At 67.5% G+C, this 14,631-nt stretch carries 18 protein-coding genes and 1 riboswitch; of the genes, 7 read left to right on the top strand and 11 right to left on the bottom strand.

All coding sequences use genetic code 11. The annotated features are described in order from the left end of the window. Positions 1-4 precede the first annotated feature (4 nt). The 3 genes from ABD298_RS17980 (at position 5) to ABD298_RS17990 (ending at position 2,000) form a co-directional block, all read left to right on the top strand. On the top strand, positions 5-280 hold the full coding sequence (locus ABD298_RS17980) for a muconolactone Delta-isomerase (RefSeq protein ID WP_344301200.1): 276 nt from the start codon (positions 5-7) through the stop codon (positions 278-280). An 85-nt stretch (positions 281-365) separates the two neighbouring features. Further along, positions 366-1,319 (top strand): ketopantoate reductase family protein, encoded by a 954-nt coding sequence (locus ABD298_RS17985; protein WP_344301201.1) that lies wholly within the window; start codon positions 366-368, stop codon positions 1,317-1,319. A 114-nt stretch (positions 1,320-1,433) separates the two neighbouring features. After that, complete coding sequence (locus ABD298_RS17990; protein ID WP_344301202.1) at positions 1,434-2,000, top strand: dihydrofolate reductase family protein; 567 nt, start codon at positions 1,434-1,436, stop codon at positions 1,998-2,000. Between the two features lie 243 nt (positions 2,001-2,243). On the opposite strand, the gene ABD298_RS17995 is transcribed toward ABD298_RS17990, so the two are convergent. From ABD298_RS17995 to ABD298_RS18025, 7 genes are all read right to left on the bottom strand, one after another. After that, positions 2,244-3,587 (bottom strand): LLM class flavin-dependent oxidoreductase, encoded by a 1,344-nt coding sequence (locus ABD298_RS17995; RefSeq protein ID WP_344301203.1) that lies wholly within the window; start codon positions 3,585-3,587, stop codon positions 2,244-2,246. 2 nt (positions 3,588-3,589) lie between these two features. Then, positions 3,590-4,525, bottom strand: coding sequence for a TauD/TfdA dioxygenase family protein (locus tag ABD298_RS18000; protein WP_344301204.1), 936 nt, complete (start codon positions 4,523-4,525; stop codon positions 3,590-3,592). Between the two features lie 29 nt (positions 4,526-4,554). After that, positions 4,555-5,430 (bottom strand): ABC transporter permease, encoded by an 876-nt coding sequence (locus ABD298_RS18005; protein WP_344301205.1) that lies wholly within the window; start codon positions 5,428-5,430, stop codon positions 4,555-4,557. Next, positions 5,430-6,227 (bottom strand): ABC transporter ATP-binding protein, encoded by a 798-nt coding sequence (locus ABD298_RS18010; protein ID WP_344301206.1) that lies wholly within the window; start codon positions 6,225-6,227, stop codon positions 5,430-5,432. The genes ABD298_RS18005 and ABD298_RS18010 overlap by 1 nt, the downstream gene beginning before the upstream one ends. A 2-nt stretch (positions 6,228-6,229) precedes the next feature. Next, the gene (locus tag ABD298_RS18015) at positions 6,230-7,240 is read right to left on the bottom strand and encodes an ABC transporter substrate-binding protein (protein WP_344301207.1); all 1,011 of its coding nucleotides are present in this window, start codon (positions 7,238-7,240) and stop codon (positions 6,230-6,232) included. 98 nt (positions 7,241-7,338) lie between these two features. Continuing rightward, a complete protein-coding gene (locus ABD298_RS18020) occupies positions 7,339-7,584 on the bottom strand; it encodes a hypothetical protein (protein WP_344301208.1) in 246 nt (81 codons plus the stop codon). Between the two features lie 35 nt (positions 7,585-7,619). Continuing rightward, positions 7,620-7,731, bottom strand: a riboswitch (SAM riboswitch). A gap of 218 nt (positions 7,732-7,949) precedes the next feature. Further along, positions 7,950-8,528 carry a TetR/AcrR family transcriptional regulator gene (locus ABD298_RS18025; protein WP_344301209.1) on the bottom strand — a complete coding sequence of 193 codons (579 nt, stop codon included), beginning with the start codon at positions 8,526-8,528 and terminating at the stop codon, positions 7,950-7,952. 118 nt (positions 8,529-8,646) lie between these two features. Here ABD298_RS18025 and ABD298_RS18030 point away from each other — a divergent pair, with 118 nt between their 5' ends. Together ABD298_RS18030 and ABD298_RS18035 are read left to right on the top strand one after the other, a co-directional pair. Beyond that, positions 8,647-9,309 carry an NADPH-dependent F420 reductase gene (locus ABD298_RS18030; protein WP_344301210.1) on the top strand — a complete coding sequence of 221 codons (663 nt, stop codon included), beginning with the start codon at positions 8,647-8,649 and terminating at the stop codon, positions 9,307-9,309. Positions 9,310-9,436: 127 nt separating this feature from the next. Further along, complete coding sequence (locus ABD298_RS18035) at positions 9,437-10,084, top strand: dihydrofolate reductase family protein (RefSeq protein WP_344301211.1); 648 nt, start codon at positions 9,437-9,439, stop codon at positions 10,082-10,084. A 12-nt stretch (positions 10,085-10,096) separates the two neighbouring features. On the opposite strand, the gene ABD298_RS18040 is transcribed toward ABD298_RS18035, so the two are convergent. Continuing rightward, positions 10,097-10,537 carry an SRPBCC domain-containing protein gene (locus ABD298_RS18040; protein WP_344301213.1) on the bottom strand — a complete coding sequence of 147 codons (441 nt, stop codon included), beginning with the start codon at positions 10,535-10,537 and terminating at the stop codon, positions 10,097-10,099. Between the two features lie 111 nt (positions 10,538-10,648). On the opposite strand from ABD298_RS18040, the gene ABD298_RS18045 reads away from it, so the two are divergent. Both ABD298_RS18045 and ABD298_RS18050 read left to right on the top strand, forming a co-directional pair. Further along, a complete protein-coding gene (locus ABD298_RS18045; protein ID WP_344301214.1) occupies positions 10,649-10,894 on the top strand; it encodes a type II toxin-antitoxin system Phd/YefM family antitoxin in 246 nt (81 codons plus the stop codon). Then, positions 10,891-11,145 carry a Txe/YoeB family addiction module toxin gene (locus ABD298_RS18050; protein ID WP_344301215.1) on the top strand — a complete coding sequence of 85 codons (255 nt, stop codon included), beginning with the start codon at positions 10,891-10,893 and terminating at the stop codon, positions 11,143-11,145. The genes ABD298_RS18045 and ABD298_RS18050 overlap by 4 nt, the downstream gene beginning before the upstream one ends. Before the next feature lie 258 nt (positions 11,146-11,403). On the opposite strand, the gene ABD298_RS18055 is transcribed toward ABD298_RS18050, so the two are convergent. From ABD298_RS18055 to ABD298_RS18065, 3 genes are all read right to left on the bottom strand, one after another. Further along, positions 11,404-12,024 (bottom strand): NADPH-dependent F420 reductase, encoded by a 621-nt coding sequence (locus ABD298_RS18055; protein ID WP_344301216.1) that lies wholly within the window; start codon positions 12,022-12,024, stop codon positions 11,404-11,406. Beyond that, the gene (locus tag ABD298_RS18060) at positions 12,021-13,250 is read right to left on the bottom strand and encodes an FAD-dependent monooxygenase (protein WP_344301217.1); all 1,230 of its coding nucleotides are present in this window, start codon (positions 13,248-13,250) and stop codon (positions 12,021-12,023) included. The genes ABD298_RS18055 and ABD298_RS18060 overlap by 4 nt, the downstream gene beginning before the upstream one ends. A gap of 155 nt (positions 13,251-13,405) precedes the next feature. Then, complete coding sequence (locus ABD298_RS18065; protein ID WP_344301218.1) at positions 13,406-14,608, bottom strand: MFS transporter; 1,203 nt, start codon at positions 14,606-14,608, stop codon at positions 13,406-13,408. Positions 14,609-14,631: the final 23 nt, after the last annotated feature.

A 14,631-nucleotide genomic window follows, 5' to 3' on the forward strand; every position in this document is an offset into this window, starting at 1 on the left:
CCTGGTGAGGCAGGAGAACCGGATGCCGGTCATGCCGGTGGAGGAGGCTGCGCGGATCAAGGCCGCCGAGCGGGAGTATGCCCAGCAGCTGCGGGACCGCGGGATCCTCCGCCGCCTCTGGCGCGTTCCGGGCACGCGCACGGCGATCGGCTGGTACGAGGCCGACGACGCGACGGAGCTCCACGACGTCCTGTCGGCTCTGCCGACGTTCCCGTGGCAGACGATCACCGTCGAGGCGCTGGCCACCCACCCGCAGGAGCAGCCGCTCCAGCGCGAGTGAGGCGGCGCCGTCGAACGCGCCGTGCCACGCCGCGCCGTGCCGGTACCCTGCGCGGCGCCGGTACCCTGACGGAGGAGGCGAGGCAATGAGGATACTGATCGCGGGCGCTGGGGCGACGGGCGGCTATTTCGGGGCGCGACTGGCCCAGGCCGGCCGGGACGTCACCTTCCTGGTCCGGGCAGGACGGGCGGAACAGCTGGGGAAGGGTCTGCGGCTGACCGGCCCGGACACCGACGAGACGGTGCCGGTGCACGCTCTGACGGCCGAGCAGCTCGAGGACCGGCCGTACGACCTCGTGATCCTGGCACTCAAGGCGAGCGCCCTCGAGAGCGTGCTCGACCAGCTCGGGCCGGCGATCGGCCCGGAGACGCTGGTCCTCCCCTTCCTCAACGGCATGCGGCACCTCCGGCTCCTCAACGACCGGTTCGGCACGGACCGTGTGCTCGGCGGGTCGGTGCGCGTCGTCACCCACGTCACCGCGGACGGGGCGATCCGCCAGGTGCTCCCGCTGGCCGAGATCGTCCTCGGAGCCCAGCCGGGCGGTCCTACCGCACGCGCCGAGGCGGTCGGGCGCGAGCTCTCCGTGCCGGGCTACAGGCTGCGGGTCACGCAGGGCATCCTGACGACGATGTGGCACAAGTGGGCGTTCATCGTGGCCTCCGGAGTCGGATCGATCCTCATGCGGGCCAGCTTCGGCGAGATCTCGGCGGTGCCGGAAGGGCAGTCGTTCATCCGGGACGTGATCGCCGAGACCGAAGGGGTCCTCAAGGCGGCCGGCTACCCGGCGTCCGAGTCCTCGCACCGGTCGTCGCTGGAGATGCTGACCCAGCCGGGCTCCCCGTTCGTCCCCTCGCTCTACCGGGACTTCACCGGAGGCCGGGACCACGAGGGTGAGCACCTCATCGGCGACTTCGCCGCCACCGCACGCGGGCTCGGCGTCGAGACGCCCCTGACGGACCTTGCCCTCCTGCAGATCCGAGTCCACGACCGGGCGAAGGCGGCGGCTGCCTCAAGCCCCACCGTCCCCGAGCAGGAGTGAGCGCACGACGGCGGGTGGGCGCCCGCCGTCGTGCGCGGTCGCGTGAGAGCATCGATCCGCGGGTCAGGTCCGCCCGCTCTTACGCTGGCGGCCGGCTGGTGGAAGGCTGGCGCCATGCGGAAACTGATCTACGGCATGAACGTGACCCTGGACGGCTACATCGCAGCGGCTGGCGACGACATCGGCTGGAGCGGGCCCAGCGAAGAGCTGTTCGGGTGGTGGCTCGACCAGGAGCGAGCGAGCGGCCTGACCCTGTACGGACGCAAGCTGTGGGAGACGATGAGCGTCTACTGGCCGACCGCGGACCAGCAGCCCGACGCCAACCCATTGGAGATCGAGTTCGCGCGGAACTGGCGCGACTCGCCGAAGGTCGTGTTCTCCTCGACGCTGGACGGCGACCTCGGCTGGAACACCCGCCTCGTCGCCGGGGACGCGGTCGCCGAGATTGCCCGGCTCAAGGACGAGGACGGCGCCCCCATGACCATCGGCGGCGCAACGCTCGCGGCAGCAGCCATGCAGGCAGGGCTGATCGACGAGTACGTGCTGGCCACCCATCCCGTCCTGGTCGGCGGCGGCACCCCGTTCTTCACCGCAATGGACAGCTGGGTGAACCTTGACCTGATGGAGACGCGGACGTTCCCCGGCGGCGTCGTGATGACGCGGTACGAGGTGAGGCGCTGAGCCGGCGGAGCCGCGTGCCCCACCGCCCCCGCGTCAGCTCTCCGCCGGCGGCCTCGCAGCCAGGTCAGGTGCCACGTCCTGGATGACCTCGTTTCACACCCTCAAGCGCCGCGGCGGGGACGTGGCCGACTGCACCCTCAAATGCGATGAGCCCCCGAGCGGGAGTGAGCGCACGACGACGGGTGCGCACCCGCCGTCGTGCCTCGTGGCCGTGCGACCAGCACTCCGTCGTGGATGAGGGCGTCAGGACGCGTGCGCGAGACCCTGCTCGGCGCTGGACTGGCGCGACGGTGTGGGGAGCCCGTAGTGCTCTCGCAGAGTCCTACCGATGTAGTCCTCGCGGAACAGGCCGCGGGCCTGGAGCAGCGGCACGACGTGGTCCACGAACTCGTCGAGCCCAGAGGGCAGGGCCGCAGGCATGATGTTGAAGCCGTCGGCGGCCCCACCTGAGAACCAAGCCTGGAGGGCGTCCGCGACCTGCTCGGGCGTGCCCGCAATGGTCCGGTGTCCTCTTCCCCCGCCAAGGCGCCCGATCAGCTGCCGCACGGTCAGGCGCTCGCGTCGTGCCAGGCCCACGATGAGCGTGTACCTGCTCTTCGCGCCCTCGATCTCGTCCTCCTCGGGGAGCCCAGCGGGCAGCTCTCGGTCCAGCGGGAGGTCTTCCGGGGCCAGACGCAGGGTCTTCGCGAGCTCGTCCCGCGCGTATTCCGGGCGGATCAGCTCGTCCAGTTCCCGCTCGCGCCGCTGCGCCTCGGCCTCGGTCCCCCCAAGGACGGGGACAATGCCTGGAAGGATCTTGATCCCCTCCGGGTCCCGCCCGGCCGCGGCGGTGCGGGCTTTGAGGTCGCTGTAGAACGCCTGCGCCTCCCCCAGCGTCTGCTGCGCAGTGAATACGGCCTCGGCGTAGCGCGCGGCGAGGCTCTTCCCGTCCTCCGACGAGCCAGCCTGGACGATGACGGGCCTGCCCTGCGGGGAGCGGGGTATGTCGAGCGGGCCCTTCACGGAGAAGTGAGGGCCGGAATGGTCCACGGGACGCACTCGCGCAGCGTCGGCCCAGATGCCGGCCTCCTTGTCGGCCAGAATCGCCTCGTCGTCCCACGAATCCCACAGCTCGGAGGCGACGTCGAGGAATTCGGCCGCCCTCTCGTACCGGTCCCGGTGCAGCGGCTGGTCGTCGAGTCCGAAGTTGCGTGCGGCGTCGGCCCCCGCGGTCGTCACGACGTTCCAGCCTGCGCGGCCGCCGGAGAGGTGATCGATGGACGCGAATCGGCGCGCGAGGTTGTACGGGGAGTTGTAGCTCGTCGACGCAGTCGCGATGAGCCCGATCCGCTCCGTCCCGGCCGCGAGGGCGGCCAGGAGGACGGTGGGCTCGACGGCGCCGATCGGCCGCCGGCCCACGGAGCCCCACAGCACGGGCGAATCAGCGAAGAACACCGAGTCGAACTTCCCCCGCTCGGCGGTCTGGGCAAGGCGTGTGAAGTGCGCGAGGCTTGTTCCCGCGTGCGGGTCGCTCTCGGGGAGCCGCCACGACGCCTCGTGATGGCCGGTGCTCATGAGGAACGCGTTGAGATGCAGCTTCTTGCCCATGTTCAGGCCCCCGTCCCGATGGAGACGACCTCGGAATAGTGCGAGGAGTCGCCCTCGATCGCCTGGCTGCGCGTTCCGTCGATCGCTGCCGGGATGTCTCCGGCGATGGTGACGCGGTTGAGCTTGCGGGGCTGGTCGTCGTAGTTGGAGGGTGCGTAGTGCTGCGTGATGCGGTTGTCGAACAGGACGAGCTGGTTGGGCTCCCAGTTGACCCGGACGACGTTCTCGGGCCGGGTGATGTAGGCCTGGAGGAGCCGCAGGATGTCCCGGGACTCGGTGTTGGAGAGCCCCACGATCCTCAGGCGCTGGGCGAAGCCGCCGATGAACAGGCCGCGCTCCCGGGTCAGGGGATGGACTCGCACCACGGGGTGGGCGGTCTGGTACTTGATGCGGGTGAACACCTTGCGCCGTTCCTCAGCCGTGGCGTGCTCGAGGTTCTTCGGCACCGCGTAGTCGTAGTCGTTCGTATGGATCGCCCAGAGGGTGTCGGCAAAGTTCCGCAGCTCGGCGGGCAGGTCCTCGTACGCGGCCGCCGAGGACGCGATGAGCGTCTCGCCGCCGTACGAGGGGACCGTGACGCTGCGCAGGGTCGTGGCCTGAGGCGGGTTGAGCACGAAGGTGACGTCGGTGTGCCACGTGTTCGCCGATCCGTCCTCGCTGTCCACGGGCAGCACGTTCTCGGCGCCGTCCACCGAGGCGACGGTGGGGTGGGCCTTGGTGAGCGGGCCGAAGCGCGAGGCGAAGCGGACCTGGTCCTCGTCGGTGCGGATGTTCGCCTCACGGAACACGAGGGCCTTGTGCTCGTTGAGGGCGCCACGGATCTCGCGGACTGTCTCCTCCGAGAGGTCTCGGCTGAGGTCGAGGCCGCGGATCTCGGCGCCGATGCGCGCGCCGATCTTGGTGAAGGCGAGACGGGTGGAGATGGCGGTGCTGGTCATGACGGGTCCTTTCGGTTGGAAGGGCAGGTTCAGGAGTTGGCCTCGACGCGCCACCGGGAGAGGTGGCGCTCGAGGGCGACCAGGAGCGTGTTCACGGCGAGGCCGAGGAGTGAGACGGTGAGGATGCCTGCGTACATGTCCGGGATGAGGAAGCTCGACTGCGCGTTGACGATCAGGTAGCCGAGCCCGGCCTTGGCCCCGACCATCTCGGCGGCGATGAGGACGAGGATGGAGGCCGTGCCGGCCATACGGATGCCCGTGAAGATCGGAGGCACCGCCGAGGGCAGGATGACCTTGCGGAACAGCGAGAGGTGGGAGAGGCCGAGCGAGCGGGCCGCACGCACAAGCAGCGGGTCCACGGTCCGCACCCCGGCGACCGTGTTGAGCAGCACCGGGAAGAACGCCGCGTACGCCACGATCGTGATCTTGGATTCCTCGCCGATCCCGAGCAGGAGCGTGAACACCGGCAGCAGCGCGAGGGCGGCCGTGTTGCGGAAGACTTCCAGCAGCGGCGTGATGAAGGTGCTCACGGGCCGGAACCAGGCGATGAGGAGCCCGGCCGTGACCCCGAGGACGACGGCAACACCGAACCCCGCGACCGAGCGGGTCAGGCTCGCGGCCAGGTGCCCCTCGAGCGCCCCATTGGCCAGGAGCTTCCACCCCGCACCGAGGACCTCGTGCAGGGGCGGGAGGAAGACGCGCGTCGAGGGCGCGGCGAACCACAGCGGCCCCACCTCCCACAGGAGCAGGAACGCCGCGATCGCGGCAGACTTCCACAGGCCGGAGCGCACGACGGCGCCGGCTCGCCGGAGCGGGCGGCCCCGGCCTGCGTCCGGCCGGTGCGTGGCGGAGGGGGAATCTGCGACAGCTTCGGCGGGCCGGAAGGGTGCGGTGAGCGTGCTCATCAGGCGGGGATCCTTTCTGTGGTGGCGCGGCGGACCTCGTCGTGCAGGAGGTTCCAGACCTCGTGGCGGTACTCCACGAAGGCGGGGTGCGAGCGGATGTCCGCTTCGTCGTCGTGGTCCGGGAGGCGGATGTCCACCAGGGCCTTGAGGCGGCCCGGGCGGGAGCTGAGGACGGCGACCCGCTGTCCGAGGTAGACCGCCTCCTCGATGCCGTGGGTGATGAACACGATCGTCTTGCCGGTGGCTCGCCAGATCCGGAGCAGCTCGCCCTGGAGCTGCTCGCGCGTCTGGGCGTCGAGCGCGGCGAAGGGCTCGTCCATGAGGAGGATGTCGGGTTCGAACGCGAGGCTGCGGGCAATCGCCACGCGCTGCTTCATGCCGCCCGAGAGCTCGTGGGGGTAGCGGTCCTCGAAGCCGGCGAGCCCGACGAGGCCGAGGTAGTGGGTGGCCCGCTCGGCCCGTTCGCCCCTGCCCAGCCCTGTCCCTTCGAGTCCGATCGAGACGTTCTGGGAGGCAGTGCGCCAGGGGAAGAGGGCGTACTGCTGGAACACGACGGCCCGGTCCCGCCCGGGGCCGGTGATCGGCGTGCCGTCCACGAGGACTTCACCCGAGGCGGGTCTCGTGAGGCCGGCAAGCAGATCCAGGAGGGTGGTCTTGCCGGAGCCGCTCGGTCCGACCAGGGTGAGGAATTCGCCGTCCTGGACGTCGAGGGTGAGGCTGTCGAGGGCCGTCAGGGTCCCTCCGCCGCGGACCTGGAAGTGCTGGCTGACGCCGCGCAGGCTGATCTTAGGGGTCATGGTCATCCCTTCGCGAGATCGTTGAATTCGTTGGTGTAGTACTTGGACGGCGTGATGGGCCCACCCACGATCCCGGCCCTGTTCAGCCAGGCGTCCCAGCGGGTGAAGTCCGTGTCGGTGATGATCCCGGCGCGGGGTACGCCCACGCTCTTCCAGTACTTCAGGTTCTTGGTGCTCTCGCCGCGGTTGCGCTTCTCGATGATCTGGGTGAAGCGCTCGATCACGGTCTCCCGCGGAGTGGTGCGCTCCCACTCGATGGCTTTGGCGACGCCGGTCGTGAACGCGCGCACCGTGTCAGGGTTCTTGGCGATGAAATCGCTGCGGAAGACGTACTGTCCTCCGGCGAAGGCCCCGAACAGGGCGTAGTCGCTGAAGAGCGAACGCAGGCCGCCTCCGGCGACGGCGTTGTCCTGGAGGACTCCCCCCAGCACGCCGACGTCGACCTGCCCGCGGCGGACCGCTTCCTCAGTGTCGTTGGGTGGGAGGACCACCAGCTGAACCTGCCTGATCTCCTCGGGGGTCAGCCCGTTCTTCTCGAGCCAAGTGTCGAGGACGGCCTCGGAATGCGCCCCGAGAGTGTTGACGGCGACCTTCCTGCCGATGAGGTCACGGGCGGTGCGGATCGGGCTGTCGTCCTTGACGTAGAAGCCGTTGAAGGTCTTCTCGTCCTCGCCGTAGTAGTTCACGACCGCCTTCACGGGGGCGCCGGCTTCGGCGAGCTTGACCACGGCGCCGGTGAAGGCGCCGCCGAAGTCCGTCTGGCCGGTCGCGGCGGACTGGATGTCCTGGGGCCCGCTGGTCGTGTTGCCCACCCAGACGAGCTTGACGTCGCCGAGGAAGCCGAGATCCTGTGCGAGTTCGGGGAGGGTGACGTTGTTCGCGGATCCCTGGTACCGCAGCTCGGTGGTCTCCTGACCTGCGCCTGTGGCGGCGGCAGGGCCTGAGCAGGCCGAAACGGCCGCGGCGAGGACGGCTGCCAGCGCGGCTCCGGCAATGGATGCAAGTGTTTTCATCGGGTTTTCCTAGGGTTTCTGGGCGCACGGAGGCAGCCCTCATGGGCGCAGCGGCACTCCGCGCGCGATAAGGAGAAAAGAGAAAGAACCTGGGCGCGCTACTTGGCCCGGTACTCGTGGTTGGTCAGAGGAAGGAAACTCCCCGGACACCACGGGCCCACAGCCTGCCCGGTCAGGATGAGGCGGTGCCCCGCGTCCACCCGCTGCCAGCGGCGACACTCGAGGTGCGGGACGTCGTCGGCCGCCGCGGCGAAGGGGACGACGGCGATGCCAGCGGCCCAGTGCCCCATGGCGCGGGGCACGTCCGCGCCGCCGACGGCCTGCTCCCCGATGGTGACAGTCATGGTGGTCCAATCCCCCGGACGCCCGCGGTTCGCGGGCGCCGTACTTGCCGCGGATGGCCACCGCGGCCGGATCTTCATCTGGGGCACCCCACTACGGGAGAGGGTTGCCGCCCGGCCAGCCAGAGCTTCACGCCGGGACTCTTGATCCTGGGCCCGAATCTACGGAACCCCACCAGTCCCGTCTATCCATCTCCGTAACAACGACCCGTGACGTCGCGGTGGGCAACAGCGCGCCCTAAAAGGTCACATTGCCTCCGGCCCACATGACCCTCGATGACGAAACGACTGAGTATCGAAGGCATACATCCACGACGACGGCTTGGCGGTGTTCCGGTCAGCTCAGGGACCTGCACGCCGGATACGCGTCAGCGCTGCGGGCAGGCCTCGTCGATGAGCCGCCGGGCCAGACCGAGCGCGCGGTTGCCGTACGTGCGCCCATCGAGGACCGCCGCGGTGGCGTAGGCGCCGTTCAGCACGATCAGCAATTCCTCGGCCAGGAGGCCGGGATCTTCGGCGCCTGCCTGCTCGGCAAGCGTGCGGAGCCAGTCACGCACCCTCTGCTTGTGGTCGACGGCGACACGGTGCGCAGGGTGGTCGCCCTCGGGGAACTCGGTATTCGTGTTCAGCATGGGGCAGCCCCGGTACCCCGCCCCAGCGGTGTCCTCCGCGAGGACCTCGAACACTGCGCTGAGCTTCTGCCGGGGGTCCACATACTCGGCCGCGGCCTGCTCCATGCGCTCGAACCACGCGTCGGCACCGCCTCGGACATAGGCGGTGGCCAGAGCGTCCTTGGTGGGGAACTGCCGGTAGACCGTGGCGTTCCCAACGCCGCACTCCTTCACGACAGCGTCCATGCCCACCGCGCGGATCCCCTGCTGGTAGTAGAGGCGCGTGGCCACCTCCAGGATGTTGCGCCTGTTCTCTTCAGCCGTCCGCCGCGTCACCGCGATCTTCCTCCTCGTGCCGTCCGTGCCCTTCCAGCTTGACAGACGGACCGATCCGTCACAAATAATAGACGGAACGATCCGTCACATCGAACGGATGGCGACTCGAAGGAGCACCATGAAGATCGCAGTACTCGGCACCGGCATGGTCGGGCGCGCCCTCGCGGCCCGCCTCGCCGAGCTCGGCCACGCCGTCACCATTGGCACCCGCAACCCGGACGAGACCCTCGCCCGTACCGGCGACGACGCGTTCGCCGCCTGGGCTGCGGCGAACCCGGCCGTGGGGCTCGCCGCGTTCACCGACGCCGCCTCGGCCGCCGAGCTCGCCATCAACGCCACCAGCGGCGGAGCAGCCCTCGAGGTCCTCGCACTGGCAGGCCAGGAGAACCTCACGGGCAAGGTCCTCGTCGACATCGCGAACCCGCTGGACCTCAGCGCCGGCATGCCGCCGACACTGTTCGTGAAGGACACCGACTCGCTCGGCGAGCAGATCCAGCGCGCACACCCCGACGCGCTCGTGGTGAAGACCCTCAACACGCTCAACGCGTCCCTCATGGCGGACCCCGCCAAGCTGGGCGAGGCCAGCACTGTGTTCGTCTCCGGGAACGACGCCGCGGCGAAGGCCACCGTGTCCGGGCTCCTGGCGGAGATGGGCCACCAGGACATCATCGACCTCGGCGACATCACGACGGCCCGCGGCACCGAGATGCTCCTTCCCGTGTGGCTGCGCCTGTGGGGCGCTCTTGGGACGCCGGAGTTCAACTTCAAGATCGTCCGCTGACTGGGCGCCTCCTCGCCCAGCGGGAGCCCGAGCGGCACAATGGCACTGGATGACAAGGCCCCGGGGCTGCGGTGGGGCCGCGTCGCCGCGCTGCCTCGTCACTCCCCCACCCCCGAAGGAGCCACACATGGCCGTTCGCCTCGACCTCAACATCTCCCTCGACGGCTACGCGTCGACCGCCGACCAGACGCCGGAGAACCCGATGGGCGAGGACTGGGCGCGCCTCGTCGCCGCATACACCGGCACCAGGACGTTCCGCGAGCGGGTCCTCGGCGACCGCTCCGGGGAGGGCACCACCGGTGTCGACGACCGCTACGGGGCGGCCTACTTCGAGGGCATCGGCGCCGAGATCATGGGCGCTGGGATGTTCGGCCTGCACACGTTCCCGGACAATCCGGACTGGCGCGGATGGTGGGGCGACGAGCCGCCGTTCCACGCGCCGGTCTTCGTCCTGACGCACGACGCCGACCGCGCGCCCATCGAGTTCGACAACGGCACGGTGTTCCACTTCCTCTCGGCCACCCCCGAGGAGGCACTGGCCAAGGCGACCGAGGCCGCGGGCGGGGCCGACGTGCGGATCGGCGGCGGCGTGGACACCGTGCGGGCGTTCCTGAAGGCTGGGCTCGTCGACCGTCTGCACGTGGCGATCTCGCCCATCCTGCTCGGCCGCGGGAAGAGCCTGTGGGAGGACCTGCGCGGGCTCGAGGCCGGCTACAGCGTCACCAGCGAGGTCGCCGAGAGCGGCGTCGTGCACATGACCTTCGCGCGGGACTGACGCCGCGACGCTCTAGGGCCGGCCCTCCTCGACCACCCGCTTGATGTCCGCCAGGACGGGCGCCCACGCATCGGCGACCATGGTGTCGGCGTCGGCCTGGGTCGGGCTGTTGCCATGGGTGAGGGTCAGGGTTGTGGCGCCGTCGTGCTCCGTCAGCTCGTAGGTGACGTGGTGGTAGTTCTCGGGCGAGTCCTCGGTGCCCGCCAACGGGCTCCAATGGGTCGTGCTGACGACCCTGGGCGGCTCGTAGCGAAGGACCGTGCCCTTGTCGGTGTAGGGCTGCCCCTTCCATTCCCCGCTCCAGGTCACGGAGCCGCCTACCCGCCAGTCGGCTTCGAGCGTGTTCCCGTGAAGGTACAGCGAGACCGTCTCGGGGTCGACAAGCGCGTCCCACACGCGCTCGATTGGGGCGTTGATCGTGATCGACGTCTGGGCTGAATAGGTATCCGCCATGGCGCGATCGTAATGCCGTATACGGGAGGGGACGAGGGCTGGCGTGTAGATTGGGTCGGCCCTCCGTCCAGGACGAGCAGTACAATATCCAGTACCACTTGAGGAGGCGTCATGGCAATCACCGCATCGGAAGCACGTGCTCACCTGTTTCCTCTCATCCAGCAGGTCAACGAAGACCATGTGCCCGTCGAGATCGTCTCGAAGCGCGGCAACGCGGTACTGATGTCCCTTGCCGACTATGAGGCACTCCAGGAGACGGCCTACCTCCTGAGGACCCCGGCCAACGCCCAGCACCTGCTCGAGAGCATCGCCCAGCACCGCGCAGGCACCGCGGCGCCGCACGAGCTCTCCGAATGAAGGTCCTCTTCACCGAGAACGGCTGGGCCGACTACAGGTTCTGGCAGGACACCGACCGCGCCACGCTCAAGCGGGTCAACCGCCTCATCGAGGAATGCCTCCGGACACCGTTCGCCGGCATCGGCAAGCCCGAGGCGCTCAAGCACCAGCTCGCCGGCTACTGGTCGCGCCGGATCACGGACGAGCACCGCCTCGTGTACACGGTCGATGACGGCCAGCTCGTGATCATCGCCGTGCGCCACCACTACTGACGGCCTGCGACCTTGGGCCTTTCATCGCTCGCACGTGGTTCCCACGCATTGGCGACCATCTTCTCGGCGTCGTCTTGGGTCGGGCTGTTGCCGTGGACCGGCCTCTCCACCGTGTGGAGGGCCTCCACCGTGTGGAAGGCCGGTCCCTTCTCGCGGCACTGGACAGTCTATGACCCCTCGTTCATCGCAGTCCCTAGGGGGCAACTTCGCACATGGAGCCGATAGGCTGACCGGCATCTTTGAATCGCTGCTCCTTGCTCACGGCAGTAGCGCGAACCCGGAATCCCAACTGGTCTTTGCGAGTGCTGCCATGGTGATCTGCAGAAAACCCAACGCCTCGAGCTCCCGCGCACGCGAAAGTGGTCCGGCGTCTACGGCCCGGAGACCGGCGGCCTCGACGAGGCCGATGACTGCGATCTTCGCGTCGGCATCGTCCCCGGCAAGCACAACCGTCGTGCGCGCTCCACCATTGGTGCCGCTGACCAAGGTTTCTCCGAAGTTGATGTTGAACGCCTTGACGACTGCCGCATCCGGAATGTCCTTGGCGATTTCAGCTGCAGCAGAAGAGTCGGATGGCACGGCCAACTCATCGAAAGTGGTGAAGTCGATCGGGTTGCTGATGTCGATGACAACCTTTCCGCTGAGTCCATCCGGGTAATGCATAAGCACGTCCGCGACCGCTTCGTATGGAACTGCGAGGACCACGAGGTCACCCGTGAGCTCATCGCCCATCACCCCGTATCTGGCATCGGGCCGCTCGGGCGAGGAGCTGGCACCGGCCCGGCGCCTAATTATTTGGATATCAGCACCCGCCCTCACGGACATATCGGCGATCGCCGAACTCATCTTACCGGTACCGATTATGCTGATCGATGTCATGCGAACAGTGCCCTTCTTGCATTGTGTGATCGCATTAGAGTCTTCTCAGCGACAGCCGCTGCGTCGTAGTCGTAGAAGAAGCTTCTGCGAAAATCTCGTCCGGCGCGCACGTCGGCGTCGCGTTTCGTGATGTCCTCATACTCGGCTTGGGAGTCGAGCTGTGAACCGCTCCTGCGCGAGCTTGCCTGCATAATGGCTGTTCGCTGCAAGCGAGCCGTTGTGTAGCGTTTGAAGGCATCGACGATGCCCTCGGGGCCTTCAGTCTCCCTGAGGAAAATGGCAAGGCTTACGCTGTCCTCAATTGCCTGGTTCACGCCTTGGCCGACGTAAGGGAGCATGGTGTGTGCTGCGTCGCCGAGCAATGTGACTCGACCTCGTGACCAGTTGGCTAGAGGCTCTCGGTCGTACAGTCCCCACCAGAAGGTCTTGTCGATGAGTTTGATGAACTCGCGGAGCCTGGGGTCCCATTCCTCGCCCCCGAACTCGGCGGCGAGTTCGCTTACGTCACCCTCGGCCGACCATGATTCCTTGAGGGGCCCGTCACTTGGGACAAAGCCGACATAGTTGAACAGCTTGCGCTGCCGCACCGGGTAGCACATGAAATGCTTCCCGCCTCCCATCCAGACTTGGCTCGTCATCGGCCAGTCTTCGGGAAGGAGGCTCGCGTCAAGCACTCCGCGATATGCGATGGATCCGGAGTAGACGGGATCCGAGGGCTGGGTGATTGAGTCGCGCACGAGCGAATGGACACCGTCCGCACCCACCACAGCCTCGAACTCGGCATTCACACCATTTTCGAATTCAAGGCGGACGCTCGAGTCCAATGCGTGAATCGATGCCAACCTGTGCCCCAGACGAACCGCATCACTGGGAATTGACCGGCGCAGGACATCGATGAGATCGGCTCTGTGAATGCCAAAACTCTGGTACCGCCCGGCAGAGTCCGACCAAGCAACCTCCGCCACCGGCCTGCCATCCGTGCCAAGGTTCACACCCGGTCCGTCCCATGGCGCACCTGCTAGCTTGACCTCGTCAAGCAGACCCAACCTGTCGAGTCCGCGCTGGCCGTTCGGGGCGACCCCGACGCCTGCGCCCACTTCCGCAAGCTTCCGCGCCTGCTCGAACACCGTGACTTCGGCCCCGGCAATCTTCATGAGTGCGATCGCGGCAGTGAGCCCACCCAGCCCCCCGCCAATGATCGCGACTCGAGTCGCACGATTATCCATTTTGGTTCTCCTCTAATACATCCGTGTTGCAGTTGGCCGGCCGGCCCGAAAGGGCGTGACGAGATCGTGGTGATATGGTTCCCTGCGCCTCAAGGCCGCCAAAGACCTATACCGTCCCGCCACCTTTCGGGGTCAGATCGATGGCAACTGCCAGGTCATCGGTGGCTTCGTGCTGTTGCGGTGTCTGCCCTGGCACGGTCCAGGCGGCCGCTGCCCCGAGGACACCAACGATGGCGAAGACATAGAAACCCCACGGATAGGCGATGCCTGCGGTCAATAGGACTCCTCCGAGCAGAGGCCCGCAGATTGCCGACGCCTGTTGCGCGGAGGCGGTTCGGGTAGACCTTCTGCGTGTAGGCATAGGTCAACGCCTGCGAGCTGAAGACGAAGAAACCTGCAAGGAACAGAGCTGCATAGAGAATCGGCTCTGGCAACGGAAGCGCGAATACGGCCAAGAAGATCGCAGCTCCAGCGAACCAGCCGATGGTTGTTCGACGAACTCCTCCGCGGTCGGCGAAACGTCCTCCGAGAAGATAGCCCAGAATTGCTCCCAGATTAAGGGTCAGCAGAAACGCCAGTGAATTTCCTACCGAGTACCCTGCTGCGCGCATGATCTCGGGAAGCCAGGTGTTGAGCCCATAGATCAACAACAGACCCATGAACGTGGCGGTCCAGAACGCTAGCGTCGCTCGCAGCTGAACGCCCCGGAAGAGGCCACTGATGGTCTCGCGGCTCGCGCGGCCGATTCTCGCCGCGGGCACCGCGGTGGTCCCCTGAGTGTCAGGGTCTGAAAGGTAGCGGATCATCAGGGGGACGAGCACTAGCGCCGGCAGTGCTCCGGCAACGAACATGGACTGCCATCCAAGCCAGGGGATCAGGAACATTCCGAGCAGCGCGCAGAGCACCGCACCGACGTTGTACCCAGTCATGAGTGTTGTGGTGGCGCTACTGCTCTTGCCCTGGCCAGCTCGGTGCGCGGCCACAATGGCGACCGCGATGGGCATGCAGCCACCGAGACCCACACCCGCGAGGAACCTCAGGATCGTGAAAAGGATCGCCGACGGTGCTGACGCTGAGAGCAGCGTGAACACGGAGAAGAAGGCCACAGATGCCACCAGCGCCTTTGCCGGGCCGATTCTTTCGGCAACGCTGCCGATGACGATGGCTCCGACCGTCATGCCGACCAGACCGATCATGGCTATGACCGACGCCGTGGCCGCGGTGAGTCCCCACACGTTGCCCTTCAAGAGGACCGGAAATACTACGGCCAACGCAATAAGGTCGAACCCATCAAGGGCGACTGACGACCAGCACAGCAGCTGTACCCCGCGGCCCGGGCTGGAATTCGAGAATCGCACAGTGCCTCCTAAACGCATCAATG

Source organism: Sinomonas flava, from assembly GCF_039531875.1.
Lineage (GTDB): Bacteria > Actinomycetota > Actinomycetes > Actinomycetales > Micrococcaceae > Sinomonas > Sinomonas flava.

Excerpts from the sequence above, each read along its gene's own strand:
- ABD298_RS17985 (WP_344301201.1), top strand. The coding sequence starts at position 366 with ATGAGGATACTGATCGCGGGCGCTGGGGCGACGGGCGGCTATTTCGGG.
- ABD298_RS17990 (WP_344301202.1), top strand. The coding sequence starts at position 1,434 with ATGCGGAAACTGATCTACGGCATGAACGTGACCCTGGACGGCTACATC.
- ABD298_RS17995 (WP_344301203.1), bottom strand. The coding sequence starts at position 3,587 with ATGGGCAAGAAGCTGCATCTCAACGCGTTCCTCATGAGCACCGGCCAT.
- ABD298_RS18000 (WP_344301204.1), bottom strand. The coding sequence starts at position 4,525 with ATGACCAGCACCGCCATCTCCACCCGTCTCGCCTTCACCAAGATCGGC.
- ABD298_RS18005 (WP_344301205.1), bottom strand. The coding sequence starts at position 5,430 with ATGAGCACGCTCACCGCACCCTTCCGGCCCGCCGAAGCTGTCGCAGAT.
- ABD298_RS18010 (WP_344301206.1), bottom strand. The coding sequence starts at position 6,227 with ATGACCCCTAAGATCAGCCTGCGCGGCGTCAGCCAGCACTTCCAGGTC.
- ABD298_RS18015 (WP_344301207.1), bottom strand. The coding sequence starts at position 7,240 with ATGAAAACACTTGCATCCATTGCCGGAGCCGCGCTGGCAGCCGTCCTC.
- ABD298_RS18020 (WP_344301208.1), bottom strand. The coding sequence starts at position 7,584 with ATGACTGTCACCATCGGGGAGCAGGCCGTCGGCGGCGCGGACGTGCCC.
- ABD298_RS18030 (WP_344301210.1), top strand. The coding sequence starts at position 8,647 with ATGAAGATCGCAGTACTCGGCACCGGCATGGTCGGGCGCGCCCTCGCG.
- ABD298_RS18035 (WP_344301211.1), top strand. The coding sequence starts at position 9,437 with ATGGCCGTTCGCCTCGACCTCAACATCTCCCTCGACGGCTACGCGTCG.
- ABD298_RS18040 (WP_344301213.1), bottom strand. The coding sequence starts at position 10,537 with ATGGCGGATACCTATTCAGCCCAGACGTCGATCACGATCAACGCCCCA.
- ABD298_RS18045 (WP_344301214.1), top strand. The coding sequence starts at position 10,649 with ATGGCAATCACCGCATCGGAAGCACGTGCTCACCTGTTTCCTCTCATC.
- ABD298_RS18050 (WP_344301215.1), top strand. The coding sequence starts at position 10,891 with ATGAAGGTCCTCTTCACCGAGAACGGCTGGGCCGACTACAGGTTCTGG.
- ABD298_RS18055 (WP_344301216.1), bottom strand. The coding sequence starts at position 12,024 with ATGACATCGATCAGCATAATCGGTACCGGTAAGATGAGTTCGGCGATC.
- ABD298_RS18060 (WP_344301217.1), bottom strand. The coding sequence starts at position 13,250 with ATGGATAATCGTGCGACTCGAGTCGCGATCATTGGCGGGGGGCTGGGT.